At 71.5% G+C, this 26070-nt stretch carries 25 protein-coding genes and 1 pseudogene; 15 read left to right on the forward strand and 11 right to left on the reverse strand.

Annotation, left to right across the window (positions count from 1 at the left end; translation table 11 throughout):
• Window positions 1–110 precede the first annotated feature (110 nt).
• From ACZ7N4_RS32565 to ACZ7N4_RS32575, 3 genes are all read right to left on the reverse strand, one after another.
• Window positions 111–1112, reverse strand: coding sequence for a BtrH N-terminal domain-containing protein (locus ACZ7N4_RS32565; protein ID WP_471365683.1), 1002 nt, complete (start codon window positions 1110–1112; stop codon window positions 111–113).
• Complete coding sequence (locus ACZ7N4_RS32570) at window positions 1109–1915, reverse strand: MerR family transcriptional regulator (RefSeq protein WP_471365687.1); 807 nt, start codon at window positions 1913–1915, stop codon at window positions 1109–1111. Before ACZ7N4_RS32570 ends, ACZ7N4_RS32565 begins: the two co-directional genes overlap by 4 nt.
• 69 nt (window positions 1916–1984) lie before the next feature.
• Complete coding sequence (locus tag ACZ7N4_RS32575; protein ID WP_471365691.1) at window positions 1985–2209, reverse strand: hypothetical protein; 225 nt, start codon at window positions 2207–2209, stop codon at window positions 1985–1987.
• Between the two features lie 743 nt (window positions 2210–2952).
• Here ACZ7N4_RS32575 and ACZ7N4_RS32580 point away from each other — a divergent pair.
• From ACZ7N4_RS32580 to ACZ7N4_RS32595, 4 genes are all read left to right on the forward strand, one after another.
• Entirely contained in the window at window positions 2953–3147 is a 195-nt protein-coding gene (locus ACZ7N4_RS32580) for a hypothetical protein (RefSeq protein WP_471365694.1), read from the forward strand.
• A gap of 303 nt (window positions 3148–3450) precedes the next feature.
• Window positions 3451–4014, forward strand: a complete 564-nt coding sequence (locus tag ACZ7N4_RS32585) for a cysteine hydrolase family protein (RefSeq protein WP_471365697.1) — start codon at window positions 3451–3453, stop codon at window positions 4012–4014.
• Between the two features lie 192 nt (window positions 4015–4206).
• Window positions 4207–4374, forward strand: a complete 168-nt coding sequence (locus ACZ7N4_RS32590) for a hypothetical protein (RefSeq protein ID WP_199808327.1) — start codon at window positions 4207–4209, stop codon at window positions 4372–4374.
• Between the two features lie 19 nt (window positions 4375–4393).
• Window positions 4394–4687, forward strand: coding sequence for a helix-turn-helix domain-containing protein (locus tag ACZ7N4_RS32595; protein WP_471365700.1), 294 nt, complete (start codon window positions 4394–4396; stop codon window positions 4685–4687).
• Between the two features lie 1112 nt (window positions 4688–5799).
• Here ACZ7N4_RS32595 and ACZ7N4_RS32600 read toward each other — a convergent pair.
• Window positions 5800–7128, reverse strand: coding sequence for a phosphatase PAP2 family protein (locus ACZ7N4_RS32600; RefSeq protein WP_471365703.1), 1329 nt, complete (start codon window positions 7126–7128; stop codon window positions 5800–5802).
• Window positions 7129–7683: 555 nt separating this feature from the next.
• Between ACZ7N4_RS32600 and ACZ7N4_RS32605 the strand changes: the two genes are divergently transcribed.
• The 4 genes from ACZ7N4_RS32605 to ACZ7N4_RS32620 all read left to right on the forward strand — a co-directional run bounded on the left by ACZ7N4_RS32605 (window position 7684) and on the right by ACZ7N4_RS32620 (window position 11650).
• On the forward strand, window positions 7684–7842 hold the full coding sequence (locus tag ACZ7N4_RS32605; RefSeq protein WP_471365706.1) for a hypothetical protein: 159 nt from the start codon (window positions 7684–7686) through the stop codon (window positions 7840–7842).
• A gap of 181 nt (window positions 7843–8023) precedes the next feature.
• Entirely contained in the window at window positions 8024–9649 is a 1626-nt protein-coding gene (locus ACZ7N4_RS32610) for an SDR family oxidoreductase (RefSeq protein ID WP_471365709.1), read from the forward strand.
• A gap of 268 nt (window positions 9650–9917) precedes the next feature.
• Window positions 9918–10889, forward strand: coding sequence for an SDR family oxidoreductase (locus tag ACZ7N4_RS32615; protein ID WP_471365712.1), 972 nt, complete (start codon window positions 9918–9920; stop codon window positions 10887–10889).
• A 182-nt stretch (window positions 10890–11071) separates the two neighbouring features.
• Entirely contained in the window at window positions 11072–11650 is a 579-nt protein-coding gene (locus ACZ7N4_RS32620; protein WP_471365716.1) for a hypothetical protein, read from the forward strand.
• 177 nt (window positions 11651–11827) lie between these two features.
• On the opposite strand, the gene ACZ7N4_RS32625 is transcribed toward ACZ7N4_RS32620, so the two are convergent.
• A complete protein-coding gene (locus ACZ7N4_RS32625) occupies window positions 11828–12055 on the reverse strand; it encodes a hypothetical protein (RefSeq protein ID WP_471365719.1) in 228 nt (75 codons plus the stop codon).
• 769 nt (window positions 12056–12824) lie between these two features.
• Between ACZ7N4_RS32625 and ACZ7N4_RS32630 the strand changes: the two genes are divergently transcribed.
• On the forward strand, window positions 12825–13118 hold the full coding sequence (locus tag ACZ7N4_RS32630; RefSeq protein WP_471365722.1) for a hypothetical protein: 294 nt from the start codon (window positions 12825–12827) through the stop codon (window positions 13116–13118).
• Window positions 13119–14539: 1421 nt separating this feature from the next.
• Window positions 14540–14638: pseudogene (locus ACZ7N4_RS32635) on the forward strand (lysophospholipid acyltransferase family protein); the annotation flags it as partial.
• Between the two features lie 322 nt (window positions 14639–14960).
• On the opposite strand, the gene ACZ7N4_RS32640 reads toward ACZ7N4_RS32635, so the two are convergent.
• Both ACZ7N4_RS32640 and ACZ7N4_RS32645 read right to left on the reverse strand, forming a co-directional pair.
• Entirely contained in the window at window positions 14961–15245 is a 285-nt protein-coding gene (locus tag ACZ7N4_RS32640) for a hypothetical protein (RefSeq protein ID WP_471365725.1), read from the reverse strand.
• A gap of 262 nt (window positions 15246–15507) precedes the next feature.
• On the reverse strand, window positions 15508–16452 hold the full coding sequence (locus ACZ7N4_RS32645; RefSeq protein WP_471365728.1) for a helix-turn-helix domain-containing protein: 945 nt from the start codon (window positions 16450–16452) through the stop codon (window positions 15508–15510).
• A gap of 429 nt (window positions 16453–16881) precedes the next feature.
• Here ACZ7N4_RS32645 and ACZ7N4_RS32650 point away from each other — a divergent pair, with 429 nt between their 5' ends.
• Entirely contained in the window at window positions 16882–18174 is a 1293-nt protein-coding gene (locus ACZ7N4_RS32650) for an MFS transporter (protein ID WP_471365880.1), read from the forward strand.
• Window positions 18175–18426: 252 nt separating this feature from the next.
• Here the strand turns inward: ACZ7N4_RS32650 and ACZ7N4_RS32655 are convergent, their stop codons facing one another.
• Window positions 18427–19020, reverse strand: a complete 594-nt coding sequence (locus ACZ7N4_RS32655) for a hypothetical protein (protein ID WP_471365732.1) — start codon at window positions 19018–19020, stop codon at window positions 18427–18429.
• Window positions 19021–19393: 373 nt separating this feature from the next.
• On the opposite strand from ACZ7N4_RS32655, the gene ACZ7N4_RS32660 reads away from it, so the two are divergent.
• Both ACZ7N4_RS32660 and ACZ7N4_RS32665 read left to right on the forward strand, forming a co-directional pair.
• Complete coding sequence (locus tag ACZ7N4_RS32660; protein ID WP_471365735.1) at window positions 19394–20791, forward strand: FAD-dependent oxidoreductase; 1398 nt, start codon at window positions 19394–19396, stop codon at window positions 20789–20791.
• 247 nt (window positions 20792–21038) lie between these two features.
• Window positions 21039–21188, forward strand: a complete 150-nt coding sequence (locus ACZ7N4_RS32665) for a hypothetical protein (RefSeq protein WP_471365738.1) — start codon at window positions 21039–21041, stop codon at window positions 21186–21188.
• A gap of 87 nt (window positions 21189–21275) precedes the next feature.
• On the opposite strand, the gene ACZ7N4_RS32670 is transcribed toward ACZ7N4_RS32665, so the two are convergent.
• Window positions 21276–21461, reverse strand: a complete 186-nt coding sequence (locus tag ACZ7N4_RS32670; protein WP_471365741.1) for a hypothetical protein — start codon at window positions 21459–21461, stop codon at window positions 21276–21278.
• A gap of 334 nt (window positions 21462–21795) precedes the next feature.
• Between ACZ7N4_RS32670 and ACZ7N4_RS32675 the strand changes: the two genes are divergently transcribed.
• Together ACZ7N4_RS32675 and ACZ7N4_RS32680 are read left to right on the forward strand one after the other, a co-directional pair.
• Entirely contained in the window at window positions 21796–22512 is a 717-nt protein-coding gene (locus ACZ7N4_RS32675; protein WP_471365744.1) for a hypothetical protein, read from the forward strand.
• Window positions 22513–22952: 440 nt separating this feature from the next.
• Window positions 22953–23081, forward strand: a complete 129-nt coding sequence (locus tag ACZ7N4_RS32680; protein WP_471365748.1) for a hypothetical protein — start codon at window positions 22953–22955, stop codon at window positions 23079–23081.
• Between the two features lie 221 nt (window positions 23082–23302).
• Here ACZ7N4_RS32680 and ACZ7N4_RS32685 read toward each other — a convergent pair whose 3' ends face one another.
• A complete protein-coding gene (locus tag ACZ7N4_RS32685) occupies window positions 23303–23893 on the reverse strand; it encodes a hypothetical protein (RefSeq protein ID WP_471365752.1) in 591 nt (196 codons plus the stop codon).
• A gap of 902 nt (window positions 23894–24795) precedes the next feature.
• Window positions 24796–26019 (reverse strand): saccharopine dehydrogenase family protein, encoded by a 1224-nt coding sequence (locus ACZ7N4_RS32690; RefSeq protein WP_471365757.1) that lies wholly within the window; start codon window positions 26017–26019, stop codon window positions 24796–24798.
• Window positions 26020–26070: the final 51 nt, after the last annotated feature.

Consider the following 26070-nt stretch of genomic DNA (forward strand, 5'->3'; position numbering starts at 1 on the left):
AACGACGTCCCGATCACCCTGCGCCACCTGGCCACCCCCGCCCCGTTGGCCGTTCGGGGCTCCTGCCCGGGCCCCCGTGGCGGCGAGCGGGCCGGTGCGTCAGGGCCGGCTCACGCGGGGGGCTCACTCTCCAGACGGCTCAGCGCACGCATGGCGTCGCGTTCGATCCGGGAGAGATCGCCGAGGACCGAGCCGGCCTGGTCGAGGCACTGGGCGTCGCCCGTCTCACCGGCCTTCGCGATCAGTGCCGCCGTGTGCGTCCACAGGGCGGCCGCCTCGATGTACAGCGTGTAGCCGGTGCGCAGGTGGCGACTGTTCAGCAGCTCTGTGCACTCGGCGAGGAAGTCGCGGTAGAGGTTGCGGAACAGGGCGCCTCCGGTGCCGGCCTTCTCCATCAGCAGGGCGGCTTGGGGCAGGTCCCGCTGTGGGTCGTCGGTGCGCTGGAGCCAGGTGCGCACCAGCCGGCCGGCCTTCTCGATGCCGCGGTGGCCGAGGCTGGCGATGGGCGGATTCAGGAACGCGTCGGCGCACGCGGTGATGGCGGGGACGATCTGTCCGTACGGGGCGGAAAACCCCCGTGGCACGGTCAGGGTGAAGGAGCGGTTCCTGGCGGTCATCGGGCCCCGCGCCTCCCTGGCCCGGGCGAGGCCGGCCAGGCTGACGGAGACCGCCCCGCCCTGCTGGCCGGTGTCCACCAGGTAGGCCCTGTCGTCGTCGTAGCCGTACACGGCGACGATGTGGCCGCCGAAGTGGACCTTCGAGTCGAAGTAGTCCAGGTGGTAGCTGTCCAGCTGGAGTCCCAACGGGCGGCCGGCGTCGAGGGCGGCTGTCACGTGTCCCCATGCCTTGCGCGGGGAGGTGGTCTCCTGGACCAGCAGTTCCAGTCCGAGCCTGCCGGCCAGGTTCCTGGTCAGGTCGAAGGGCTTGACCCGTCCCCCGAGAAAGGGGAAGCCCATGGTCCTGCCGTCCCAGTAGAGGAAGGACAGGCCGGAGCCGAGACCGAACAGCATGGGTTCCGACAGGTCGAGTCCCTGGTGCCTGAGCAGCACCCCCAGGGCCGTCGTCTCGCAGTGCCGCATGCCGCGCGTGTCGATGTCCGTGACCGTGGTCATGCCGTGCTCTCCTCGACGGGGACGATCAGGCGGGTCGTCAGCTCTCCTGGCGGCGCCTGCGCCGGCCCGACGAGGTACGCCTCGCGCACGGGTGCCAGCGGGCGCAGGCCGCGCTCGTGGACGACGGCGAAGAGTGCGTGGTAGGCGAGAGGCAGTTGGGCGTAGGGCCCGATGTGCAGGGTCTCGGCGACGGCTCCGCCGGGCAGCGCCTCGCATCCCAGGCCGGGCACGCCGACCCCCCGCGGGATCTCTGCTCCGACGCCGATCTCCATCCGCTCCTCCAGGTCGAGCGGGTACAGCCCCCACAGCGGTGACCGCCCCGCGATTCCCCTCTCGCCGAGCCCGGCCAGCAACCGGCCCATGCTCTCCTGCACGGTGGTGCCGATCTGCGCCGGGGTGCACACCGCGCGCACCACCGCCAGGTGTCGCTCCGGCTCCCTGCCCAGCGTCACCTCGTAGCGGGGCCAGCCGTCCCGCGCCAGCCGCTCCAGCACCTCCAGCCGGGCCCTGTCCGCGCGGATCCGCTCGGCCAGCCGGTCCCGCTCACCGCCCAGGATTCGCGCCCTGCCCTCAGGTTCGGCAGCCAGGGCCCGGGTGATGACGGCCAGCGGGAGATCCATTTCGCGCAGCAGGGCGATCGTCAGTGCGTCGCGCGCCTGCTCCGGCGCGTAGTAGCGGTAGCCGGAGCCGGCGTCCACGTGGCGGGGAGGCAGCAGCCCCAGGTCGTCGTAGTGCCGCAGCTGCTTCACGCTGAGGCGGCACAGCCGGGCGAAGCGCCCGATGGTGAGAAGTCCGTCCTGCATGCCGTCATGGTGGACCCTCCCCCCGTGGGAGAGTCCAGCGCCGAGCCGCGACCCGGAGCCGCAGCCGGCTCAGGGCACGCGGGCGTCGTTCACCAGCGGGCCGTTCTCGTGCAGGCGGGGGCCGGATGCCGGCGTGGGGGCACCAGGCGTCCGTCGCGCATGAGTTGATGTGCGGACGCCCGGGGCCGGAACGGCGAAGTCGCCCATCAGCTCCCGGCGACAGCGCCACCACAGGGCTTCGCCGCACATCGCCGTGGTGCGATCCGCCGCCGCCTGCCACAGCATGGCCTCCACGGCGGCAAGGATTGCGGCTGTGGAGGCGGGCTGCGAAGTCGCGGAACCGGAGCGGGACGAGGCCGGGTGGTACCGGTGCGTGCTGGGCCGGGAGGACCCGCGGTGCAGTACGGCGGACGGGTACGGGGCTACGCACGGGGCGAGACGCCTCTCGGGGCCGGCCGGGGCGACGAGTACGAGGAGTGACCCGCCTGAGCGACAACCCACCGCGCGCCGGGCGGACTCGCGGTGCGCGCGAGACCACCGGCGCAGCGTTCGCGGCGATTTCGGCTGCCACGGCCCGGTACGCCGCTACACCGGCGCCGGTTCCTGACCACTCCGGTGTCGACAATCTCGCCGGGCCGCACCGGCACTGCACCGGCCCGCCTGACCGGACTCGGCTCCAAGGCCGAGGGCCTCCTCGACGCGGACGCGTCGCCGAGCAGAACAGTGTGGACGGCACCCGGGAGTGCCGTATGGACGCCGAGCAGGCCATGACCCGGATGCGCGACACCGACGGGTGCGTCTTCGTCGGGGGCGGTCACCCTCCCGTCCCTGCGCCGGGCCTCGTCCGTGCAGTTGCTCGTGTGGTCATCCCCAGGTCGTGTCCTCAGTAGCGACCCCTCTGGGCACCGAGGGAGTGGCTTCAGCCGCTGGTGGATGCCTGTGAGGCCGATTGCGAACGCCTCGGCTTCCTCCACCTGCCGTGGGTACCCGGCACTCATCACCGTCTGAACACACAGCCCGACCTATTGGGGAGAGTCATGACAGAGAAGCCTGATGGCAGCGACGGCAACCGGTTCTGCAAGGCGTGCGGCACGCCGGCCGAAGACGGGCGACTGTGCGATCACTGCGGTGCGGTTCTGGACTTTCCGGACGGCGCGGGGCTGGTCGAGGACGACGGGGCGGCGGTGCGGCGTGACTTCGAGGGACGCGTCGTGCAGCGGGAGCCAAAGTGAGCGGTACGGCAGGACAGAACTCCCCGGCCGCTGAACGATACGAGCCCGGGGGCACAGGGCTGCGCAGGGCACCGGAGACCGAGCGCGGTCATGTCCCTGCGGGCCGTGCGGCAGTTGCACCGGATCCGCTCACCGAGTGCGGACAGCACTCGGTGCTCACAGGGCGAGAAAACGTCGATGAGAACCGGCACCGGCCGTGGGCGCGCTGCGGCGCGACGCTCGGGTGATCTCCGAAACCTCCACCCCGGCTCGGTCGATCCACCAGACTCGCTCCCGTCACCCGACGGAGAAGGGACGGCCGGCATGGCGAACAGCGCACTTCTGGTGATGGACGTCCAACGGGACGTCGTGGCCATCGCCGACGACGGTTCCGGATATCTGCCGCGCTTGCGCAGGGCGATCGACGGTGCCCGGGCCGCAGGTATCACCGTGATCTACGTGGTCCTCGGGTTACGGCCGGGCGATCCAGAAGTCAGCCCCCGCAACAAGGTGATGACCAACGTCGTGCGGGCCGGCCTGTTCACCGAGGGGGCTCCCGGCACCGAGATCCATGACGACGTCGCGCCCCAGCAGGGCGACGTCGTGGTCACCAAGAGGCGGGGGAGCGCGTTCTCGGGCAGCGACCTCGACTTGGTGCTCAGGGCTCGCGGTATCAACAGCCTTGTTCTCACGGGCATTGCCACCAGCGCTGTGGTGCTGTCCACCCTGTGGCACGCCATCGACCTCGACTTCGGCCTCACCGTCCTGACGGACGCCTGCCTCGACACCGACCCCGAAGTGCACCGGATGCTCACCGAGAAGCTGTTCCCGCAGTGGGCAGACGTGGTCACCGTCGAAGACTGGGTCACATCCATCGCACCGCGATAGCGGGTGGCCGTCCGGGCCCTTGCGTGCGGGGTGAGAGCCGCTCGTGCCGGGCCGGGCCGTGTCGCCGCCGATCGACAACCGGTGTCAGGACTCACCGATAGAGCCAGGGGAACCGGGCTGTGCAGCCTTCCTACGTCTACGGGGGCGGTGGCCGGGCATACGGGCTTCACCCCTTCGAGAGGAGCTCGTTTCATGCTCGGCATAGTCGCGGCGGTACTGTTCTTCGTGTCTTTCCTGATCAACGCAGCGGACCTCAGCACCAACGATGTGTTCTCTTCGACGAACGTGATGCTGCTGGGGCTGACCGCTCTGGCGCTGCACGTGGCGGGGATCGGCTCCGGCTGGGCTCGCAGACGCTGACGACAAGGGGCAGGCCGTCGTGTCCCTCGTGGTCCGCCTGTCGAGTCTGCTCGAAGCGCTGTCCCATGTCTTCGAGTCGCTGTGGCGACTGGCCGTCCCCGTGTCGGCGGCGGGTACCGGTACGCAGATCGACGCCCGGGACCGCCGGATCCTTTCCCTCATGGCCAGCGGCGCCACCGACGACGCGATCGCCAGGCACCTGGGGGTGGGGCGCCGCACCGTCGTCCGCCGCGTCTCCGCCCTGCTGGCCGGACTGGGCGCCACGACCCGTTTCCAGGCCGGGGTCCAGGCGGCACGACGGGGCTGGCTCTGAGGACACCGACCCCGGCACCCGGCCCCGATCGGTTTTCCTCCCGGCTCAGACCCCGGTTTCGGCAGGAGGCGTCCGCCGGCCGACGCGCGCTCAGGGACGCGAAGGACTTGCGGTGGCCCCATGGGAACGGGTGACGCGGCTGCGGTGACATCGACCTGCGGCCGGTTCGATGACGAATGGTCCGGTGGGCGTGGCCGCATGGTGGCACCTGCCGTCCGCCGCCCGGACACCTGGACCGCCGTGAAGGAGGAGTTCGGGCAGGAATGGCCGACCGGGGCACCGCGTGGTGCGGGCCGGTCCTTCGACGGCCGGAGTCCACCGCACGTGCTTCGCGGTCGGTTCGCCGGGCACCAGCGGGCGGCATCAGCCGGGGGAGGGGGCGAGGAGGGCGGTATCAGCGGGGGAGAGGTCGGGACGGGCGCCGTGCCGGCGTGCAGCGGGCCCGTCGGCGGCCGGAGGCGTCTCGGGCGAGGCCGACGCCGACAGGCCCTCTCGGCATCTTCGCGTCGCGCCTGCGGTCCTGCCCTGTCGTCCACGGATCCATTTTCTCTTCCGGACCCGCAGCCGCCCGCAGTCGCGCACTCCGGAAGAGGACGGGCAAGGCCGGAACGGCCTGAGTGCTACGCCGCTGTTCCCGGCCCGGCTTCCCGCGAGCCCCCGGTCGGCCGGGTCGGTCCGTCATCCGTCACCAGCCGGCGCTCCGGCTCCGTCGCATCCAGCTCCCAGTAGTACAAGCACTCCTCGCACCGCACCCCGTCCACCAGGACCTCGTCCTCCCCGTTCGGGCAGTCCGTGCCGTCCCCGCGGCCCGCACACGCTTCCCATGAAGTCCCCACACCGTCGACCGTGCGCGCCCCACGAGCCCGCCGGGCAGAGAGCGTGCCGGGCGCACGGACGCTCACCGTCGGCACAACGCCCCAGCACCCGCCATCCGTCGCAACAGCGCCGCGTGCCGCACACCGCCGGCGGGCGTCTGCGCCTGCCGAGCACGCGGCCGGCAGGGCCCAGGCGAACTGCCGCACGCCTGCCGCGGGATCCGGGGAGAGGCGAAGCTCCCGCATTCTCTCGGCCGGGTGGCGGCGGGCCTCCGCGGTGACACCTGGTGAGACATCTCAGACCGGCTCGGGCTGCGCTTCCGGTAGTCGTGCCGGTGCGGCCGTCGGCTGCCGGAGACCGGCTACGTATACGTAGCCGTAGACCACGGAGCCCATCGCCAGTATGAGAAGTGGTCCGCACACCCACGGGTATTCGGCCATCTGCAACGGTAGATAGCGATAAGACACCAAAAGGGTGGCGAAGACCACCGTCCCGTAAGCGACGAGCCGGATTCCCGACCGGTCCCAGCCGCGGTCGGACGAGCGCAAGGCCGCCTCGACGGTGAGCGCGAACACCACACCGGCGACGAGGTCCGTGCCGTAGTGGTAGCCGAAGCCCAGCGTTGCGCCGAGTGTGGCGATCAGCCAGAACGTGCCCGCGTACCTCAGTATCCGAGGGCCCGTGCGGGTGTGGATGAAGATCGCGGTGGCCCATGCCGTGTGCAGGCTGGGCATGCAGTTGCGGGGGGTGATCCCGTCGTAGGGCATCGGGTGCGGGGCACTGATCGGCGGCGCGGTGTGCGGCCACAGGTTGGCCGCCGCCCACTGGACACCGCCTGTGCCGGAGGCGCCCGGGCCGTAGGCGAAGACCGGTCCCACCACCGGGAAGAGCATGTAGATCACCGGCCCGAGAAGCCCGATCAGCAGAAAGGTACGCACCAAGTGGTGGCGCGGGAAGCGGCCTTCGGCCCTCACCTTGCGCAATTGGTACAGCGCGACCACGACCGCGGCCACCGCGAGCTGCGCGTAGACCAGGCCGAGGAGACCGGTGCCGACAGGGTCGGTGGCCCCGACGATCCTGCCGACCAGCCACGAGGGGTTGCCCAGTGCATGATCGGCGGTTGCCAGGTACTGATCCAGCACGGCCGGGCGGGTCTTCGCTGTGATGAGCAGCCAGCTGTCGCCGGTCTGGCGGCCGATCACCAGCAGCAGACCGAGTCCGACGCCCTTCAACAGCAGGACGCGTTCCCGACCGCTGCGGCGTGTGACGGCGATGACCGCGTAGCCCAGCATCACCCACAACGCGCCGTTGCCGAAGGAATGGCCGTCGGCCACCTCGGCGTCGATCGCCCATCGCACCAGTGCGAAGACCACGTCGATGCCGATCGCGAGACCCGCGGCGATGAACCGTTGCCGCCAGGTGAGCACCACCATCATCAAGGCCAGGCCGCCGTACAGCGGTCCCGGCTTGGGGGCGAATATCGTGTCTCTGGCCTGTTCGGTCAACGGCCCCGGTACGCCGGCGGAGCGACGCGCGACGACCTCCAGCGCGATGAGGCAGCCGAGTGCCGCCAGACCAGCCGTGGCCCACAGCGGCGCACGGGGTAGACGCCACCCGGCGGGCATCCTTCTCCCGCTTATTCGGGGGAGCTTCCAAGATGTTCGAGATGTCAATTGTCTGGCCGAATTGATATGGGGTGAACTGGCAGGCTTTTCGCGGTATATGGCATGAATTCTGATGTAGGTATAGAAGTGATCACCGTTGGATCGAACATGCTATCGGGCTGCGGGTGCACGGAAGCCGCCGGGTGGGAGGCGCCGTGATCGACCGGGGGCGATCGGAGACCGGAGCCGTGCGCTACGGAACGCACCTCTGTCGTGCCGCCCGCCGACCGCCGCGCCCCGGGCCGGAGCCATGCCCGGCTCAGTGATCGACCGGCTCCTTGGCCACCGTCGACCCCGCCGGCGCTGTACGCGCCCTCTCGAAGACCCCCGCCGGCGGTTCACGCGCTCTCGCGAGCAAGCACCTCGGCTGAGAAAGCGGCCCCGCGCTGGGCCGGGCCTGCTGGTCGGCCCGTGGCGATCGTCCGCTCCGTACTGGGTGACGCAGTCAGCCGTCGGCCTCCCCGGTGCCGGGCCGTTTAGGTCCCGTGGGCCCAGTACGCCGTTTGTCAAGGACGCGTGCGCCGCTTGTGCGCCTATCTGCACGCCGTCTGTTCGTCCGCCGCCCGCGGCGACGGTGCCGTCGGCTGGTACGCCCCTCTCCTGCCGCTCGCCGCAAGGGGCGCCGCCACGCCGCACTCGACCGGCACGGGGAGCAAGCCCGCCCGGCTCCGCTGAACAAGGCCCCGCACGGGCACCGCCGCGGGCCGCTCGCCGGGGCGGAGGTCACCCGATCGCCACGGCCGTTCCGTGCATCCGGTGGCGCGGGCGGCACGGTAGAGCAAGGTAGAGACACGCAGGGACGGCAGGGGACGCGAGCGGGCGAACCCGACATCACACTGGAAAGAGGCGGTTCCCCTTGGAGGAGGAGACGACCGGAGCCGGGGACCGGGAGGATGCGGGCGAGGCCGCGACATGTCTGGTCACCGGTGCCAGCGGCTACATCGGGGGCCGGCTGGTGCCGGAACTGCTGGACGCCGGATACCGGGTGCGCTGCCTGGTACGGACCCCGCGCAAGCTGCGGGACCACCCGTGGGCGGACCGGGTGGAGGTCGTACAGGGAGACGTCACCGACGCCGAGTCAGTGGCGCGGGCCATGGCGGGCGTGGACGTCGCCTACTACCTGGTGCACGCCCTCGGCACGGGCCATGACTTCGAGCGCACCGACCGCGAGGCGGCCCACATCTTCGGCGAGCAGGCGCGCCGGGCCGGCGCGCGCCGCCTGGTCTACCTCGGCGGACTGACCCCACCCGGCGTTCCCGAGCAGGAACTGTCGCCCCACCTGCGCTCCCGGTCCGAGGTCGGCCGGATCCTCCTGGACTCGGGCGTACCCACGGCCGTGCTGCGCGCCGCCGTCATCATCGGCTCCGGCTCCGCGAGCTTCGAGATGCTGCGCTACCTCACCGAGCGGCTGCCGGTGATGGTCACCCCGCGCTGGGTCCACACCCGCATCCAGCCGATCGCCGTACGGGACGTCCTGCGCATCCTGGTGGGCTGCGCGCGACTCCCCGCCGACGTGAACCGGACCTTCGACATCGGCGGCCCCGAGGTGCTCACCTACCTGGAGATGATGCAACGGTACGCCGCCGTCGCCGGACTGCGCCGCCGCCTGGTGGTGCCGGTACCGGTGCTGACGCCCGGACTGTCCAGCCACTGGGTGGGCCTGGTCACCCCGGTCCCGGCCTCGATCGCGCGCCCGCTCACCGAGTCGCTGCGGCACGAGGTGGTGTGCCGAGAGAACGACATCGAACGGTACGTACCCAGCCCGCCCGGTCACCCGAGAGGCTTCGACCGTGCCGTCGACCTCGCCCTCCAGCGGGTCCGCGAGGCACAGGTCGCCACCCGCTGGTCGTCTGCGTCGGTACCCGGTGCCCCCAGCGATCCCTTGCCCACCGACCCGGACTGGGCGGGCGGCAGCCTCTACACGGACGTGCGCGAGCGCGAGGCCGACGTGTCGGCCGAGGCGCTGTGGGAGGTCATCGAGGGTATCGGCGGGGAGAACGGCTGGTACTCCTTCCCGCTGGCCTGGGCGGTGCGCGGCTGGCTCGACCGTCTCGTGGGCGGCGTCGGCCTGCGACGCGGACGGCGCGACGCCCGGCGGCTGCGCGTGGGGGACTCGCTGGACTTCTGGCGGGTGGAGGAGATCGAACGCGGACGTCTGCTGCGGTTGCGTGCCGAGATGCGGCTGCCGGGCCTGGCCTGGCTGGAGATGCGCGTGGAGCGCGAGGGGGACGGGCCGGTCCGCTACCGTCAGCGCGCACTGTTCCACCCGCGGGGGCTTCCGGGACACCTGTACTGGTGGGGCGTCTCACCCTTCCACGCGGTCGTCTTCGGCGGCATGGCCCGCAACATCGTCCGGGCGGCCGCCCGGACCCGGCGTGCGGCGACCCCCGCACCGGGCGGCGGCGGTGCGTCCATGGCCGCGCTGAGGGCGGACGAGGGCGCCGCCGGTACCGGAAGCCGCCGACCCCCGGGACAACGCTGAGCCTCAGGCTTGCCACGGCGGCCCCGTTCACCCGCACACGACGGCGGTGCCGACGTGTGCGAGCCACACACGGCGGCGGTGCCGACGTGTGCGAGCCACACGGCGGCGGTGCTGAGCACCTCCGTCGTCCCACGGGAGGCTCGGCTGCGGCACACCCTGGGCACATCACGAGCGACGCGTGCCACCGAAAGCAATGACGGGTCACGCCGGCAACCCCGCGGGCCCCAGGCGCCACCTCGGCCCGACACCGCAAAGAGAGGTACCCCCGATGACTCCCCGCCCCCTCAAGACCTCCGCACGCAGTGCCCCTGACGCCCCGTTGCGCGGCCGCGTCGCTGTCGTCACCGGAGCTGCCCGCGGGATCGGCGCGGCACTGGCGCGGCGCCTGTCCAGCGAGGGAATGGCGGTGGCCCTGCTCGGCCGCGAGGCGCACACCCTGCGGACCGCCGCGTCCGCGCTCCGTGGCCCCACCCTCTGCGCCGAGGCCGATGTCACCGACCCGGAAGCGCTCGACCAGGCCGCACGTGAGGTGGCCGCCGAACTGGGGTCCGCCTCCGTGGTCGTGGCCAACGCCGGCATCGCGGCAGGCGGACCCTTCCGCCTCACCGACGCAGACCTGTGGCGGCGCGTCGTCGACGTCAACCTCGTCGGCTCCGCCAACACCGCCCGCGCCTTCCTTCCGCACCTCACGCGCACCCGGGGCTACTTCCTCCAGGTGGCCTCCACGGCCGCGTTCGGCTCGGCGCCCCTGATGAGCGCGTACTGCGCGTCGAAGGCGGGCGCGGAGTCCTTCGCGCAGGCGCTGCGGGGCGAGGTCGAACCGGACGGCATCGCCGTGGGCATCGCCTACCTGCACTGGACCGGCACCGACATGCTCACCGGCCTGGACGACCACCCGGTGCTACGCGCCCTGCGCGCCCGCCAACCGGACTTCGCCCGCCGCGTGCACAGCCCCGAACAGGTCGCCGAATGGCTCGCCACGGGCATCGCCCGGCGCGCCGCCCATGTCTACGCACCGCCCTGGCTGCGCTGGTGCCAGCCTCTGCGTCCACTGTTTCCCGCCCTGGTCGCCCGTATCGCCCGCCGCGAGCTGCGCCGCACGTCGACCGCCGACCTGGCGGCCGGCACCGGTGTCATGGGCGAGGGCGGCCACGCCGACTGGGAGGCACACCGAGCCGCGCTGCGGTCCGCCACCGACCCCGACCGGCACTCTGGCAGGCAGGCCCCGCCGACATCCTGACGCCTTGTCGCGAGACCGGTACGGTCGACCCTCCGGCGGGACGTCCGTCCAACGGCCCGTCACTCCCATGCCCAGGGCGTGGGAGCCCGCTGTCAAGCCGCACCATCCTGTACTGGACCACGGGTGCTCCTCACCGGCCGCCTCGGGCAGGAGCACCTCCGCTGCGGGAACGGGAGCTGCCCATGCTGGTCCGTCAAGCGGTGTTCACCGTCGACCTGGGTGAGAGCGGATACCTCATCGGCTTCACCGAGCACGACGACTACCCGGAGGAGATGCCCTACGGCTGGCGTTGCGGGCCCTCCGGAACGTCCAGCGCCGTGGTCCTGCCCACCACCGACACCGGGCCCCTGCAGCTCGTCATCCAGATCCACGACAGCCGGCCCGCCCCCGAAGCGGGCAGCGAGTGGGAACCCGCGGAAGAGATCAGCCTGCTGGCCGAGAACGACGGCATCCACCTCGCCACCCTGGACCCCGGCGAGGTCAGTGACGCCTGGCCGGAAGACCGACGCCCTCTCCCGTTGCAGCCCCTGCTCGACGGGGACCGCTCGGTGCGTATGCGCCTCTACTGCCATGCCGACGACCCCGAACCCGGCATCGGTGATCACGGAGAACGCCATCTGATCCAATTCTGGCCCGCACCGGCCACGGCCCCGTTCCACCCCGCCGCGAGCGAAGAGGACCTCCGAGCGCGCGGCGAGTACGCCGCAGCGAAATCTGCCGATTGTGTGGTGGAGAACGGCACCTTTCCTCTGCGGCACTGATGGCATCCCTTGGGAGGGCGGTGCGGCGACAGACTCAGGGGAGCCCCCGCCTGCGGAACCGCAACCGGTGACTACACCGTGGCCGGGCCGACAGACCTGCGCGGCTGCACCTTGCAGCCGCGACCGCGAGGGCGGCGACCGAGGACGAGTAGGCCGTGCAACGCGGTCACGTCCCCCTCAGAACAAGGTGTCGGCGTTCTCGGTGGGAGCCGGGGCCGGCGTGCGGGCGCGGTGCGGGCGCTCGGGTTCGGGGTCTTGCCCGAACAGTGCTTGTGTCCCGCATTCGTCGGGCACGGCGGGCACCGGGCGGCACACCGCCTCGTCGACCAGGTCGAGAGGGGCGGAGTCGTCGAAGTCGGCGCGCTGCATACGGGTCCAGTCGCGGTCCTGGGGTATGGCGGTCACTGGCGGTCTCCTGTCTCTGCTCGGGGCCGGGGCGCCGGCGGCAAGCCCCGGTGTCACGTCGGTGGCCGGGTCAGTGTCGTGCGGTGCGTGCGTCGCATGGCGGGCCGCGCAGGCGGTTGCCCTCGCGGTGACGTTCCGGCGATTCCTCGTCCTCCTCGATGCCGTGTCACGATTGTCGCCGCCCAGTGCGGCCGAGGCGGCCGGGGGTGACCGTCGCGGACCTGGCGGCACACACCGAACCGGGCTGTCTCTCCCTCCTGCCCTTGTCGAGAGGGGCCATGGCCGCCTTCCGGCCGGCGTTGCACGGGCGCGCTGTGTCATCTGCGGCGGACAACATGCGTCATGGCGCAGGTGCGACACCCAGCATCGCCCGGTGCTGGACGCGGACGGAGTGCTTACGAATGCGCCGGGAGACGAGTACCCTCATCCCCCTCCGAGCGCCCACCCTCCCGGCCATCTGTCCGTCCGTCCCGCCCGGCCCGAAAGACGTCGCGCTGTGCCGACAGCCGCTCCTCGCGGACGCCGGCCTGCGGCCCACGACTCCCACCCCGCCGGCGCCGGACCAGGCAGCGAACGCCTCGGCCTCCTTCGCCTGCCGTGGGCACCGGGTAGTCGTCACTGTCCCAGGACGAAGGTGTGGCGGTGCGGCGCGGCATCGAGGGGCGCGCTGAGCAGCAAGAGCGGAAGTGACCGGTGCGACGCGAAGCGGTTGGGCACGAGCAGCACATCCGACCCGCTGAAAAAGGCATCTGGGGGTACACGGCTGCGCATGGCACCGAAGACCGAACGCGTCATGTTCCTGCGGGCTGTGCGGCAGTTGCACCGGATCCGCTCTTTCTACGCCGGGGGCGCCCTGCTGTGGGCGGTGTGCGCCACGTGGACCAGCTGGCAGGCGCCGGGGAGTCGGCAGATGTGGGTGTCCGTCCTCCTCCTGGCCGTCTTCACCGGGCTCCTCGTGACCGCCGCCTTGTCCCTACGGCGTCTGGAAGTCCCCGAGACAGGCTGGCCCGCGCGTCACGCGACCTCGAACAAGACGGCAAGCCCTCGCCACGCGCACGCCTGAGGCTCCGTTCCCCGGGTGGGTTGACCAGCTCGGGGTTCGTCCGCCAGCAGACCGCGACCAGCAGGGGCCGGCCCTCCAGCGGAAGCCCTACGGCCGCCCGCCCTGCGAACCGCGTCCACACCTGTGCGCCGCACCATCGTCACCTGCTTGCCGAACTGCCCCGGGCCGAGCCGGTGAACGAGGCTGTCCAAGATCGCTCCGACGCTGTGAGCACACCAGTCACTGCGCAATCAGCCCACCGGCTGCTCGAACGCGATGCGGATCGGGGCCTCGTCCGGGACAAGCGCTACCAGGAAGTCAGCCCGGGCGACAGCCCGGCTGCGTACCCACGTCGCCCCCGCGCTTTGGACCGGTGCCGCACGCTCTGGCCGCGCGACAGTTGGGGTGTTCGCGGTGGACGGGGGTATCCGGTCGAACACAGTGAGGGCGGAGGAAGCCGGGTGTGTTCGAAGTGGCTCTGAGGGGCGTCGGCGCGGGCACACGAACACGCTGGGCCCCTCCTCGCCGTACTGTCGGCAGTGGCACGGGCAGGCTTCCGGCTGGGAGCGATCGTCGGTGGGAGTGAAGTGGACGTCCCTCAGGGTTTGGTGTTCGCCGTGGTCTTCCTCCTGCTGGGTTCGGGGTCGGCCGCCGGAGCATGGTGGTGGACGCGGCGCCGGGCAGCGGAGTTCGGACTGACTGCCAGTCGGTACGCCCGGGTGGGTCGCAGCCTGCAGCGGGGCGAGTTACCGGAAGCTCCCGCCGAATTGCCTGCCGCTATCGACATCGCCAGACGGCGGCGCCGCGCACTGGACACCCAGCAGCGTGGGTGGGTGCGGTGGGGGATGAGGGCCGCCGTGTTGATGTGGTTGGTGAGCGCCGTCTTCCAATTCCTCGCCGCCCGTTACGGATACGCGTGCTTCCAGATCCTCATGGCCTGCGTGTTCCTGGCCAATCCCCTCACCGCACGCCGGCAGCGTCGCCACCTCGACGCTGTCGAACAGGCCCTGCACGAACATCGGACCTCGCCGGGGCCGGCTCGCGAACCTGAGGGAAGGCGACTTCCTCCACCTCCCGGTAGGTGAGGGTCTCAGCGCGCCGCGAAGCGGTTTGCGCCGGCGATGGGCAGGGCTGGGAGGGACCCGTGCCCCCAACCTCGCACCGGAGGTTGCGTACCCCCGCGCTCAAGCCCTTTCGGGTGCTTCTCAGTGCCTGTCCGAGGTGGGCCGCCCGTGGTGTTCATCGAGGCGGGTCTACACGTCGGTTACAAGGACAAGCAAGGGCCGGTTGGGCTCCTTTACGCGCGGTTGCGCTGGAGCCGCACGGGCCTGCTCCCCGTATCGGCCGCTTTAACGAGTTGCCGATCAAAGAGGGCAGTTCGTGCCCAGGCGCATGTCGCCGGCTGAGCGAAGGTGGCCGCGGCGGCGGAGGTACGCACGTGCGGCGGGCTGCTGCTGGTCGCCAACCACGTCTCGTGGCTGGACATCCCGCTGCTCACCGCCGTACGCCCGGCCAGGATGCTCGCCAAGACCGAGGTCCGGTTCCCGCGGCGGATTACGGAACCCCCTACTTCTGGCGGTCCCCGGTCTCCGGTCCCCGGTTCCTCCGGGCCGCCGGCCACCGTCGTGTCCGCCGCGTCCCACGGCGGCGTCAGAACGCGGCATACCGCTTTGCCACGCCGGGCAGGCTGGTCGGGCTCGACCGGGCTGCCGGGGCCGGGCCGGTTGGGTCGAGCCAAGGGGGCCGGCCGGGCCGGGTCGGCGTGGATTGATGAGTACGCGCACCATGAAGCAGAACACCGGGAGGCGGCATCGCCTCCGGCGGGATGAGCCGAGAGGGGACGGCATTCCCCGGATGCGCGATTCAGGCGGTCGGGGCCACCGGCCGGGCCGAGTCCGCGGGTTCGAGCTCCAGCTGGTGCAATTGTTCCCAGTACAGGCGCAGCTTCTCCTCCGCGTTCCCGGCGGACGACTCCGTGTGGTCGCGGAAGACCAGATGCAGTTCCTCGACACGGTCCCGCACTCCGTCGGCGGCGGCGTGCGACTCCCACGGCACGCCACGGTTGGCCCACCAATGCGCGGCACAGGCGGCTCCGACGGCCGCCGCGGCGGTGATGGTCAGCACCTCGCGCGACGAGATCAACCGCATGACACTCCCCGACTCTCCCCAATAGGCGTGCGCTTGGGAAAGGGGGTGTCCCCTGCACGGCGATTCATGCGGCCCCGCGGGACATCCGTTGGGTCACGAGCCGAGCCGAGCCGCCGTCCGGACACGACGTAGCCCCTGTGCCCTCGTGCCGTGTGGTGAACGGCTCCGGGTCGTTCGACCCGCGGATGGCGGGCGACCGTACCGTCGCCGTGGTCAGAGCCGGGAGCGGACCTGCCGAAGGCACTTCGGATGACGGTCGGGCTCAGCCGACGGAGGTGCGGATCGGGGAGGGCACGTCCGCGGGGCAGGACTCGGCGGCCGCCTCCAGACGGTTGCGGGGCGCCGGCTGCGGCCGGGCGTCCGCGGATTCCAGACGGAGCATGGCCTGCTCGTCCGGGGTGCCGGGGGCAGCCTGGTAGACCACCATCCGCTGGCCGCCCGTCCGGGCCAGTCGCATGACCTCATAGGTCAGGGTCATCGGTCCGACCTTCGGATGCCGGAAGGACTTCTGCCCGCCGCCGCGCTCGCAGACGTCGTACCGCTCCCAGAGCCGCGCGAAGTCCGGTGACTTCAGCACCAGTTCGCCGACGAGCGCGGTCAGCTCGGGGTCGTCCGGGTCGGCCCCGGCGACCGCGCGCAGATGCGCCACCGAGAGCGCGACCGTCTCCTCCCACGGCTCGTAGAGCGTCCGGCCGACCGGGTGGAGGAAGACGTAGCGGGTCAGGTTGCGCTGGTTCTCCGGCCAGTCCCAGAGCCCGGGCATCAGTCGCCGCCCGGGTGGGTTCGCGGCCAGGACGCGGTTGTAGCGGCTCACCACATAGGCGGGCAGCGGGCGCACCGACTCCAGCATCCGCACCACCGAGTCGCGGACGGTGTGGTCCGAGGACGCCGGCAGCTCCGAGACCCGGCCCGAGGCCATTTCCGCGAGCTCGTGAAGGCGTTCGTAACCATCGCCACGCAGCCGCAGGGCGCGGCCGAGGGCGTCCACGACGGCGGGGGAGGGGTTGGTCTCCCGGCCGCGCTCCAAGCGGATGTAGTAGTCGACGCTCACCCCGGCCAGCGCGGCCAGCTCCTCACGGCGCAGTCCGGGAGTGCGGCGCAGTCCCCCGCCGGCCGGGAGACCGACATCCTCCGGTCGTACCTGCGCCCTGCGAGCCTTCAGGTACCGGCCGAGCTCCGTGCCCCTCGTATCCGCTGCTGTTGCCATTCGACCATTGTCGCAGGCGTTCGAGGAGCGTGGGGGGCCGTGTCAGGACCAGGAACACCACACCCCGGGTACAGCGCGGTCTGGCGGACGGGCGGGGGCGGGCGCAGAGTTGATCCCGGAGCGGGCGGCCCGGCCGCCGGGGCCCAGGGGGTGCGAGACACCGGACCGCGGCCCCGGCGCGCCCCGGCCGCCCGCCCGGTCACTTCCGATGAGACGTCACCTGCACCTGACCAGGAGTTCACCATGCCTGCCACCCCGTCCCCCTCACGGTCCACCGCCTCCGCCCACGGGCACGACGGTGAGCCGTCGGCGTCCGGGCTCCGGCGGCGACCGGCGGACGGGGCTCGACCAACCGCGCCACCCTCCGAGTTCCCCGCCGTACCGCGCCGGAGCGGCGTCGCGCTGGTCGCCTCGCTGCTCGGGTTCACGGTGATCACCATCGATGTATCGGCCGTGAACATCGCGCTGCCCGCGATCCGGGACTCCCTCAGTGGCGGGATGGCAGGGCTGCAATGGGTGGTGGACGCGTACACCTTGATGTTCGCTGCCCTGATGCTCTCGGCGGGCGCCCTCGCCGACCGGGCCGGTGCCCGCCGCGCCTACGCCTGGGGCGTCACGCTGTTCACCCTCGCCTCCCTGGGCTGCGCGCTGGCGCCCGGCATCGGCGTGCTGGTCGGCGCACGCGTCGCGCAGGGCGCCGCCGCCGCGGTCGTGATGCCGGCCTCGCTGGCGCTGATCCGGCAGGCCTACGAGGACGCGCGGGCCCGCGCCCGCGCCATCGCGCTGTGGACGGTCGGCGGCTCGGTGGCGATGGCCGCGGGCCCTGTGCTGGGCGGGTTGCTGACCGACTCGGCCGGCTGGCGGGCCGTCTTCCTCCTCAACCTCCCCGTGGGCGCTGTCGTCCTGGGTCTGCTGGTCCGGGTGCCGCGCTCCCCGCGCCGGCCCGCCGCGCTGGACGGCGGCGGCCAGCTCACCGCCGTGGTGGCCCTGGCCGGGCTGGCCTTCGCGGTGATCGAGGGCGGCCACCTGGGCTGGACCAGCGGCCCGGTGCTGGCAGCCACCGCGCTCGCCCTCGCCGCCGGGTACGCCTTCCGCGTGGTGGAGGCCCGGCACCGTCAGCCCATGGTGCCTCTCGGCCTGCTGACGAACCGCCGAGTGGCTGTCCCGCTCGCGGTCGGTTTCGCCGTCAACGCCGCCTTCTACGGCGGGATCTTCCTTCTCGGGCTGTACTACCAACAGCTGCGCGGGATGACGGGGATCGCGGCCGGGCTCATGTTCGTCCCGATGTCGGCGGTGGTGACGGCGACCAACCTGGTTTCACCGCGGCTGGCGGAGCGGATCGGGCGGCGTCCGGTGATCGTCGCCGGGCAGCTGGTGTTCGCCGGAGCGATGCTGGCCATGCTGCCGCTGGCCGCGCACACCCCCGTATGGCTGGTGCTCGTCCTGCTGCTGCCGCTGAGCGTCGGTGGGGCGCTCGCGGTGCCCGCGATGACCGCGATGCTGATGGACGCCGTACCGCCAGAGCGCGCGGGGACCGCGTCCGGGCTGCTCAACTCCCTCCGCCAGACCGGCGGTGCGCTCTCCGTCGCCCTCTTCGGCAGCCTGCTCTCCGGCTCCGGCAGCGGCTTCTCCCTCCTGGGCATGCGCATCGGCCTGCTCGCCGTCGCCGCCCTTCTCCTCGCCACCGCCGGCCTCTCCCGCCTCCTCCTTCCCCGTTGCTGACCTCCGGCGCTCGGCTCCGCTCGCCTGCGTACAACGGCGGCGACGGCACAGGCCGATCCTCACGTACACCTGCGGAGGGGCATCAGTGGAGCGGGTCCGGTGGCCCCACCGAGGAGCGCGTGCGGAAGTCCAAGGAGCTTCACCAGCGTCACGCCCGATGGTCTTGATGCTCACGGCGACACCAGACGGACGGACGGGTGCTCACTCCGGCTGGCACCCGTGCCGGGCTCCGGCTGGCACCCGTGCCGGGTGCTACCCGGGCCGCCCCGCCGGGTCGTCGTCGGCCAGGGCGGCCTGCATCGTCCGCAGCCTCCGGTTCTGCACGTTTCCCTGGTACGCCATCCACCCCACGAAGACCACGGTGAGCACGGCGAAGCCGATGGACTGCCGGGCGTTCCCGTTCAGTGCCAGGAGCACGGTGAGTCCGCCGAACAGCACCCCGAGGAGCACCAGCCCCGCACGTCGGTGGCGCGTACGGTGCAGGCGTTGCGCCACGAGGTCACGCATGGCCCGGCGTTCCCGGGGGGCGTCGGGCACCTCACCGTGGCGGATCTTGACGTCCAGGGACACCAGATCGTCCGCGGAGCCGCCCGCGGCACGCCTCTCCTTGCGCCGCCGGGTGACCAGCACGGCGACCGCTCCCACCGAGGTGACGGCCGTGCGGACGAGAACGGACGCGAACGACCGCCCCGGGAACAATAGCATGATCAACACGCTGGCCGCCAGCAGGGACAGGACCACCTGCAGCCATAAGTGCCGGCCCAGGAAACGGCCGACGCGCCCGGCCGCGGTCGCCCGGCCGGCAGGACCGGCGTTCCGTACTCGCTCGCTCTCGGACAGGGTCACGAAACGACTCCTTCCCCGTTGAACCGTGCCGTGTGGCCCTGCGGATACCCCGCACCGACGAGGACAGCCGCTCCGATCGGCAAACACGTGCGGTTCTGCCGACGGAAGGCGAAGGACGCCGACGGCGCCGTGCGGCCGATACGGCACACCCGCCGGGTGGGTGCCCGACGGCCGACCGGCCGACCAGCCGCTGCTGCTCGTCTTCCATGACGGCGGCCCGCGCGCCGCGGGCCGCCGTCATGACGCAACTGATCGGGCAACTGGCCTCTGATGTAACGCGCTCCCCGAGTGCTTCCCGAGCCTGTTGCGGAGGGTGCAGCGGCGTCGTTGACTTGGTGTGGACGCGCTGGCTGGGTCATACGTGGGAGACGGCATGGGAGCAAATCGCCCTTGGGGCAAGGCTGTTGTTGTCGGCGGCAGTTACGCGGGACTGGTGACCGCGCGGGTGCTGGCCGGCTTCTTCGACGAGGTCGTCCTTGTGGAGCGGGACGCCGTGGACGAGGACACCGGTGTGCATCCGGGCGCGCCCCAGGGCCACCACGCGCACGCAATGCTGGCGAGGGGCGGGGAGATCCTGGAGCGACTGTTTCCAGGGTTGCGCGAGGAGTTGCGGGAGGCGGGGGCACCGGTCTTCGACTACGGGGAGGGGATCGATTTCCTGCTGCCCGTCGGGCTTGCACCCCGCAATCGCACCGGTGTCCGGATCCAGACCTTCACCCGTGACGAGCTGGAACGCCGGCTGCGCCGCAGGGTGCTCGCCCTGCCCGGCGTCACGCTGCTGCCGTCCACCCCGTGCACGGGCCTGGTCAGGCACCCTTCGGGACGGGTGAGCGGGGTGACGTGCCGGCCGCAGGGCGCGGACCCGGTCGAGATCTCCGCCGATCTCGTCGTGGACGCCTCCGGGCGGTCCAGCTCCCTGGCCCACTGGCTGGCGGCGATGGGCACCGCCGTGCCGCCGAAACGCACGGTGAAGGCGAAGGTCACGTACACGTCGATGATCTTCGATCGGCTGCAGGAAGGCGACCCCGGCCATCCGGACTTCCACATCGCCTACCAGATGCTGTTCGCTCCCAGCGTGCCCCGAGCCGGAGTCTTGCTCGCTGTGGAACGCAACCGGTGGACGTGTTCACTGTTCGCCTTCCAGGACCAGCCGCCGACCGACGACGCGGGTTACCTGGCGTTCGCCGAGAGCCTGAACAATCCGCGCCTGGCCCAGCAGATCAGCCGGCGCACCGTCCAGGAGCCCACCCGCAGCTACACCAACGTCGACAACCAGTGGCGGCTCTACCACGCGGTCAAGGAGTGGCCGGAGGGGCTTGTCGCCGTCGGCGACGCCGTCTGCGTGTTCAACCCCGTTTACGGCCAGGGCCTGACGGTGGCCGCGATGGAGGCGGAACTGCTCCAGGGCATGCTGGCCCGGCGCAGCACGTCCGGGCAGTTGGACGGCCTCGCCGCCACCTTCCAGAAGAAGGTGGGCCGTCTGGTGCGTGGCCCCTGGACGCTGTCCACCAACTCCGACCTCATGTGGAACCCGCACGGCCAGCCGTTCGGGGCGCGTTTCGCGCACTGGTACAACACACGTCTCTTCCAGGTGGCGGTGAGGGACGCTCGTGTGTGGGCGAGGTTCGTGCGGGTGGTGAACATGGTGGCCTCTCCCGCCGTGCTGTTCCACCCCGTCGTGGCGCTGAAGGTCCTGACCACGCGGCCGGCCAAGCGCCGCAGCCGCAACGCTGCGCCCGCCTCGGAGTCGACGCGGTCGAGCGGCACGTAGCGGATCGCGGTCCCCCCACTGGCCGCGAGCCGCTGTGCCGGCCGTGAGCTCGAGGAACAGCGGCGCAACCGACCGCGCCGAGAACCGTGGCGGAGGCTTGGGAGGCGGCGGCAGGAGGAGGGTTACGGCGCTGGAGGCGGGGCGCGGCAGACCCCGGGAGCGGTTTCGGTACGGGTTCGACGGCACGATGGACCGGGGAACGCCAGCACTGATCAGTTGATCCGCGCTCGCCTCGCTCGTACTCATCGTGCTGGTCACAACCCTGGTGGCGGTGCTCACCATCACCGAGGTCGAACGCAACGGCGGCTTCCGGAGCGTGTCCTGGACGAGTCTGCCGTGCGCTCCGGACCCGGTCGCCATGGGAGCAGACACCGGCGGCCGGTGTCCGTGGCCCTGATGCTGACGGTGACCGTCGGTGGGATCTTCGTCGTCGGTGCGTTCAAACGGTGTCCTGACCAAGAGCCCGGATCACCGGATCCAGGAGCTAGGAGTGCGGCCGGTCTCTCCGGAGCCTGACGTACGCGGGCGCGCGGGCCACGCGAAGCATCTCCACGGCCACCTCGTCCAGCAGCACCTCACCGTCGGGGCGCGCACTCTTGCGGCGCTCCAAGGGGGACGCCCACCGCCGGCCATCCGTCAGATCGGTGGTCCGCAGTCGGTGGTCAGCCACCGCGCGACGCAAGAACGACCACGTCGTCTCCCCACCGCAGGGACCACCCGCAGGACGGTACCCACCCCCTCCGCCCTCCCCTCGCATACTGCCCGAGCCCCTGGCCAACCACCGGTCGGTGCCGGTCTGGCCGCCACCACCGGACAGGCACCGACGGGAGAGGTAGGCGATCACCCACAAGAGTGAGGAGCCCGTTGCCCCTCGCGCGTCGGATCAGGCAGGCGGGGGAGAGTCGTATTCGGGGTAGATGGTGGAGACGCTCGGTGGCCTGCACCGTCGAAGGATGCGGGCGTCGTAGCGCTGTCAGTGGCGGCGGCCGGAGGGAGCAGTCGATATGGCACGTACGCGTGCGCAGGCGAGCACCAGACATCCCCGGCACGAACGCAGGGGCGAAGTTCGGCTGCCTGCGGTCATCGCGACGCTCGCCGCGATCGCCCTGTACCTGTTCCTGCCGCAACGGCTGCTGGTCGCTCCGCGCTACGTGCTGCCCGCCCTGGAGTGCCTGCTGCTCGTTCCGCTGATCGCGATCAATCCGAAGCGTCTGACCCGGCAGACGAAGGCGTTCCGGGTGCTTTCCCTCACGCTCGTGGCGGTCATCGCCGTCAGCAATCTGGTGGCGCTGGTCATCCTGATCCACGAGCTGGTGTACGCCGGGGTGAAGGACGGCCGGTCCTTGCTGGTGGCGGCGCTGCAGGTGTGGCTCACCAACATCATCGTCTTCGGCCTGGCCTACTGGGAGCTGGACCGCGGCGGCCCGGTCAGCCGCACCCAGGCGCCCCGCTCGGCGCTGCCCCTGGCGGACTTCCGTTTCTCCCAGGACGAGAACGACGACGCCATCCAGGAAGTGGCCGACGGCGCCAGCGGCACGTCCGACTGGGTCCCCACCCTCGCGGACTACCTCTATGTGTCCGTCACAAACTCCACGGCGTTCAGCCCGACCGACACGATGCCGCTGTCGACCCGCGCAAAGCTCCTGATGAGCATCCAGAGCGTCTCCGCCCTGCTCACCTCGCTCCTCGTGATCGCCAGGGCCGTCAGCATCCTGCACTGACCGACTGCATGGCTCAGGCGTCCTCCGCCCGTCACCGTCGCCCGCGGTTGAAGGAGCCCGACGCCGGTAGCGGCTTGCGCTTGGTGTCGTGAAGGGTGCGATGCGCCAGTGGCCGTAGCTTTCGCGGACCAGGGTGCAGGGCTGGACCTTGGCGAGTTTCCGCGATCGTGTGTCCTTGCGCCGACGTGCGTGCTGTAGCGGGCGTCCTCGTGAACACCGCGCCGTACGCTTCGGCGTCGTGGGGTCCCAGGCGCGGAGTACGAGAGGGCGCTGAGTAGGAGAGGGCGCTGAGTACGAGAGGGGCCCCGTGATCGCGACACCCTCGGGCGAGGTCGCCACAAGAACCGGCCTGACCACCGGTTCCACCACCCGCCTGATCGACCGTCTGGAGCGGGCGGGTACGCGCGCCACGCCTCAGCCCTCAGGACCGCCGCCGGGTGATGGTCGAACCGGTCCCTGACGCGCCGACGGGCGTGGAGGAGGTCGTGAACCCCGTCCGCCGCCACATCGCCGAGGTCGTCTCCCGCCACAGTCCCGAGCAGCGCGCTTTGCCCTTCGACGACGTCTAACACGCCGCACCCGCGTTCCGGGCGGCGGCCACCGAGGAGATCCGCAAGGCGGTGGCACCGAGGCGCAGGAGGACCACCCGACCCGGAGACGGTGGCTGACCTCCGCGGGTACCTGAGCGATGGGTCGGGGAGGGGGAGGGGTGCGAGCCGGCACGAGCGGGGTGGGTGGCGCCGAGGCCCGACGGACGGGGACCGGGCCACGCGGCCGCCGCGCGACGGTCTCAGTGCAGGAGGTGCCCGGGGGAGAACACGTGGGGCGCCATTGTGCGAGCCTTGTCCCACATGCCGTGCAACTGCTCACGGGGGCGCTGCTGTTCGCCGTGCAGGGCGTTGAGGATGACGAGGCTGCCGGTCAACGCGGGAACAGCCCACTGCATGCACGCCAGCTGCCGTTGGGCCTTGTCGGTGTCGATGGGGTGCCTGGCGGCCTTCTCGGCGTCCTGCGGGTCGGAAGAGGCCGACAGTTCCATCTTCTTGCCCAGGACACGGCTGTAAGCGGTGGCCCCGAGGGCGGCGCCGGTCAGGACGGTCTTGACGAGGGTTGAGGCGGCCACACCCTGCTGGGCGGCTACCCGCGGGGCGTTCGCGGCGAGCAGGCCGCCGGAGCCGAACAGGTGCGTGGCGATCGCCGCGGCGTTGACGGGGCTCCACTTCGCCCAGCCGGAGCTGGCGATCCGGGCGGTGGCCGTTCGGGTGCCGCCCTCTTCACGGGCGGCACCGTTCAGACCGACCGCACCCATGAGGGAACCGCCGAACCAGGCAGCCAGCCCGACATCGTGCAGGCTGCGCAGCACCGTGTTGCGTCTCGACATGACCGGCTCCCTTGACCCAGGCGGAAGAGGCCCGGCGAGGCGGCCGGGCGCCACTTCACTGTCGCCGAGCAGTCGGCCGACCGCCATCGCAGTTGGTACGACCGGAGGAGGCCCACCCCGAGCAGGGGCCACGATGCGGGGCCGGACGCCGATACACCCGGCGCCCTCCGTCAGACTCTCGCGCGCCGTCGTCACGGCAGCAGCCTCCTCTGCAGTGTGCGGAACACGTCCGTCCCGGTGCCGCCCGGCGCGCAGGCCCGAGGCGGGAAGACGCGTGCCCAGACAGCGAGGCGGGTGTCACCACACGCCGGCCGATGCGGCCGACGGCTCCCGTTCTCGGCCCGCATGAACTGAATGCCCTTGGAGCACCGACGCAGTTGGATCGGGCACCCCTCGCGGCCGGGATGCCCGCCCGGCGCGCGACCGTCGATGTCAGCGGCTCGATCACCAGTCCTGCGGGACGAGCTTGAATCGCCGACTGCATTGACGCGGCCGAGCGCATGGGCGGCAGCCAGACCGATCGCCCTGCGACGCTGCCGGCCCTGACCCCGACCTCGTGCCCGCCTGAGCGGCCCGGGACGGAGCGTCGCATGACGTTCGTCCCGGGTGCGTGCGGCCGGACAAGGGGTGGTCGACACCGTCGGGCCTGGTCCGACTCGGCCGGGGCCCCATCGGCCTGGTCCGACTCGGCCGGGGCCCCATCGGCCTGGCCCGACCCAGCCGGGGCCCCATCGGTCTCACCCGACTCGGCCCGGGCCCCATCGGCCTGGCCCGTCCCGCATCCGCCCGCATCCGCCCGCGTCCGGGCGCGATCCGGGGCCATGGCGCAAGAAGCCGACATGCTGAGATTCCGTCCGGTGCCCACCCACGGCCTGGTCATCGGGGCACGTGCCCGCCCGGTGTCAGCCCTGCTCGCGCAGGCCCCAAGGAGAGCCGTATTCGGTGAGCAACTCCAGGAAGGGGCGGGGCGGGAAGGCCTCGGGACCGAGGACACCCGTGCCCGTCCAGACGCCGGTGGCGAGCAGTTCCAGGGCGACGACGGGGTTGACGGCGGTCTGCCAGACCACTGCCTGTGAGTCGTACTCGCGCATGGACCACTGGTTGTCGACCACGTGGTACAGGTACACCTCGCGCGGAGCGCCGTCCTTCGTGCCCTTCACCCAGGTGCCCGCGCAGGTCTTCCCCGTCATCCGCTCGCCGAGGCCGGCCGGGTCGGGGAGACACGCGGCGACGACATCACGCGGGGACACCCTGACAGGGCCGCCCTCGCCGGGGACGGACAGCTTGGCGGTGGAGTCGAGGCCAAGCTCGCGCAGGGTCCTCAGCTTGGCGATGAAGTCGTTGCCCAGCCCGTACTTGAAGGTCACCCGACGGGCGTCCACCCAGCGGGGGATCAGCAGCACCTCCTCGTGCTCCACGTTCACGCACTCGACCGGGCCGATGCCCTCCGGAAAGTCGAAGACCTCGGGCTCGCTGAACGGCGCGGTGGTGAACCAGCCGCGGTCCTTCTCGTAGACCACCGGGGGATTGAGGCACTCCTCGATGGTGGTCCAGATGTTGAAGGAGGGGGCGAAGCCGTAGCCCTCCACGGTGAGGTCGGCTCCGTCACGCACACCGATCTCCTCGATCTCGTCGAAGAGTTCGTCCGCGGCGTACCGGGCGAAGACGTCGGAAAGGCCGGGCTCCACTCCCATCCCGACCAGGGCCAGACGACCGGCGTCCGCCCATTGCCCGGCCAGCTCGAACTGACTGTCGCCGAGCTTTACCCCGCACTCCTCGTACGGGCGCTCGGCGTGCGGGGAGGACAGGGACATTGCCATGTCCAGGTAGTGCACGCCCGCCGCGAGGGCCGCGCGGAACAGGTGCATCACGTACCGGGGGTCGGTCGCGTTGAGCAGAACGTCGCAGCGCTCCTCGGTCAGCAGCCTGCGCACTGCCTCCTCGTCGGAGGCGTCCAGACGCCGGGCGCTGAACCGGTCACCGTGCTCCTCCAGTGTGGCGACGGCCGCCGCGGCCCGGTGCGGGTCGTAGTCGGCCACGATCATGTGGGTCAGGAAGCCGCGACGGGCCGCGATCCGGGTGACGGCCGTACCGACTCCGCCCGCGCCCACCAGGAGTACACGCATGTCAGACACCTTTTCTGTGCAGGTCCTGTGCAGGGCATGGGCCCTGGGACG

The organism is Streptomyces sp. NPDC107654 (assembly GCF_055639035.1).

Bases quoted from the DNA above. Each gene is read 5' to 3' on its own strand.
- ACZ7N4_RS32675 (WP_471365744.1), top strand. From the start codon at position 21,796: ATGGCACGTACGCGTGCGCAGGCGAGCACCAGACATCCCCGGCACGAA.
- ACZ7N4_RS32590 (WP_199808327.1), top strand. From the start codon at position 4,207: ATGCTCGGCATAGTCGCGGCGGTACTGTTCTTCGTGTCTTTCCTGATC.
- ACZ7N4_RS32630 (WP_471365722.1), top strand. From the start codon at position 12,825: ATGGCACCGAAGACCGAACGCGTCATGTTCCTGCGGGCTGTGCGGCAG.
- ACZ7N4_RS32640 (WP_471365725.1), bottom strand. From the start codon at position 15,245: ATGCGGTTGATCTCGTCGCGCGAGGTGCTGACCATCACCGCCGCGGCG.
- ACZ7N4_RS32690 (WP_471365757.1), bottom strand. From the start codon at position 26,019: ATGCGTGTACTCCTGGTGGGCGCGGGCGGAGTCGGTACGGCCGTCACC.
- ACZ7N4_RS32685 (WP_471365752.1), bottom strand. From the start codon at position 23,893: ATGTCGAGACGCAACACGGTGCTGCGCAGCCTGCACGATGTCGGGCTG.
- ACZ7N4_RS32580 (WP_471365694.1), top strand. From the start codon at position 2,953: ATGACAGAGAAGCCTGATGGCAGCGACGGCAACCGGTTCTGCAAGGCG.
- ACZ7N4_RS32660 (WP_471365735.1), top strand. From the start codon at position 19,394: ATGGGAGCAAATCGCCCTTGGGGCAAGGCTGTTGTTGTCGGCGGCAGT.
- ACZ7N4_RS32615 (WP_471365712.1), top strand. From the start codon at position 9,918: ATGACTCCCCGCCCCCTCAAGACCTCCGCACGCAGTGCCCCTGACGCC.
- ACZ7N4_RS32645 (WP_471365728.1), bottom strand. From the start codon at position 16,452: ATGGCAACAGCAGCGGATACGAGGGGCACGGAGCTCGGCCGGTACCTG.
- ACZ7N4_RS32620 (WP_471365716.1), top strand. From the start codon at position 11,072: ATGCTGGTCCGTCAAGCGGTGTTCACCGTCGACCTGGGTGAGAGCGGA.
- ACZ7N4_RS32680 (WP_471365748.1), top strand. From the start codon at position 22,953: ATGGTCGAACCGGTCCCTGACGCGCCGACGGGCGTGGAGGAGGTCGTG.
- ACZ7N4_RS32600 (WP_471365703.1), bottom strand. From the start codon at position 7,128: ATGCCCGCCGGGTGGCGTCTACCCCGTGCGCCGCTGTGGGCCACGGCT.
- ACZ7N4_RS32570 (WP_471365687.1), bottom strand. From the start codon at position 1,915: ATGCAGGACGGACTTCTCACCATCGGGCGCTTCGCCCGGCTGTGCCGC.
- ACZ7N4_RS32565 (WP_471365683.1), bottom strand. From the start codon at position 1,112: ATGACCACGGTCACGGACATCGACACGCGCGGCATGCGGCACTGCGAG.
- ACZ7N4_RS32585 (WP_471365697.1), top strand. From the start codon at position 3,451: ATGGCGAACAGCGCACTTCTGGTGATGGACGTCCAACGGGACGTCGTG.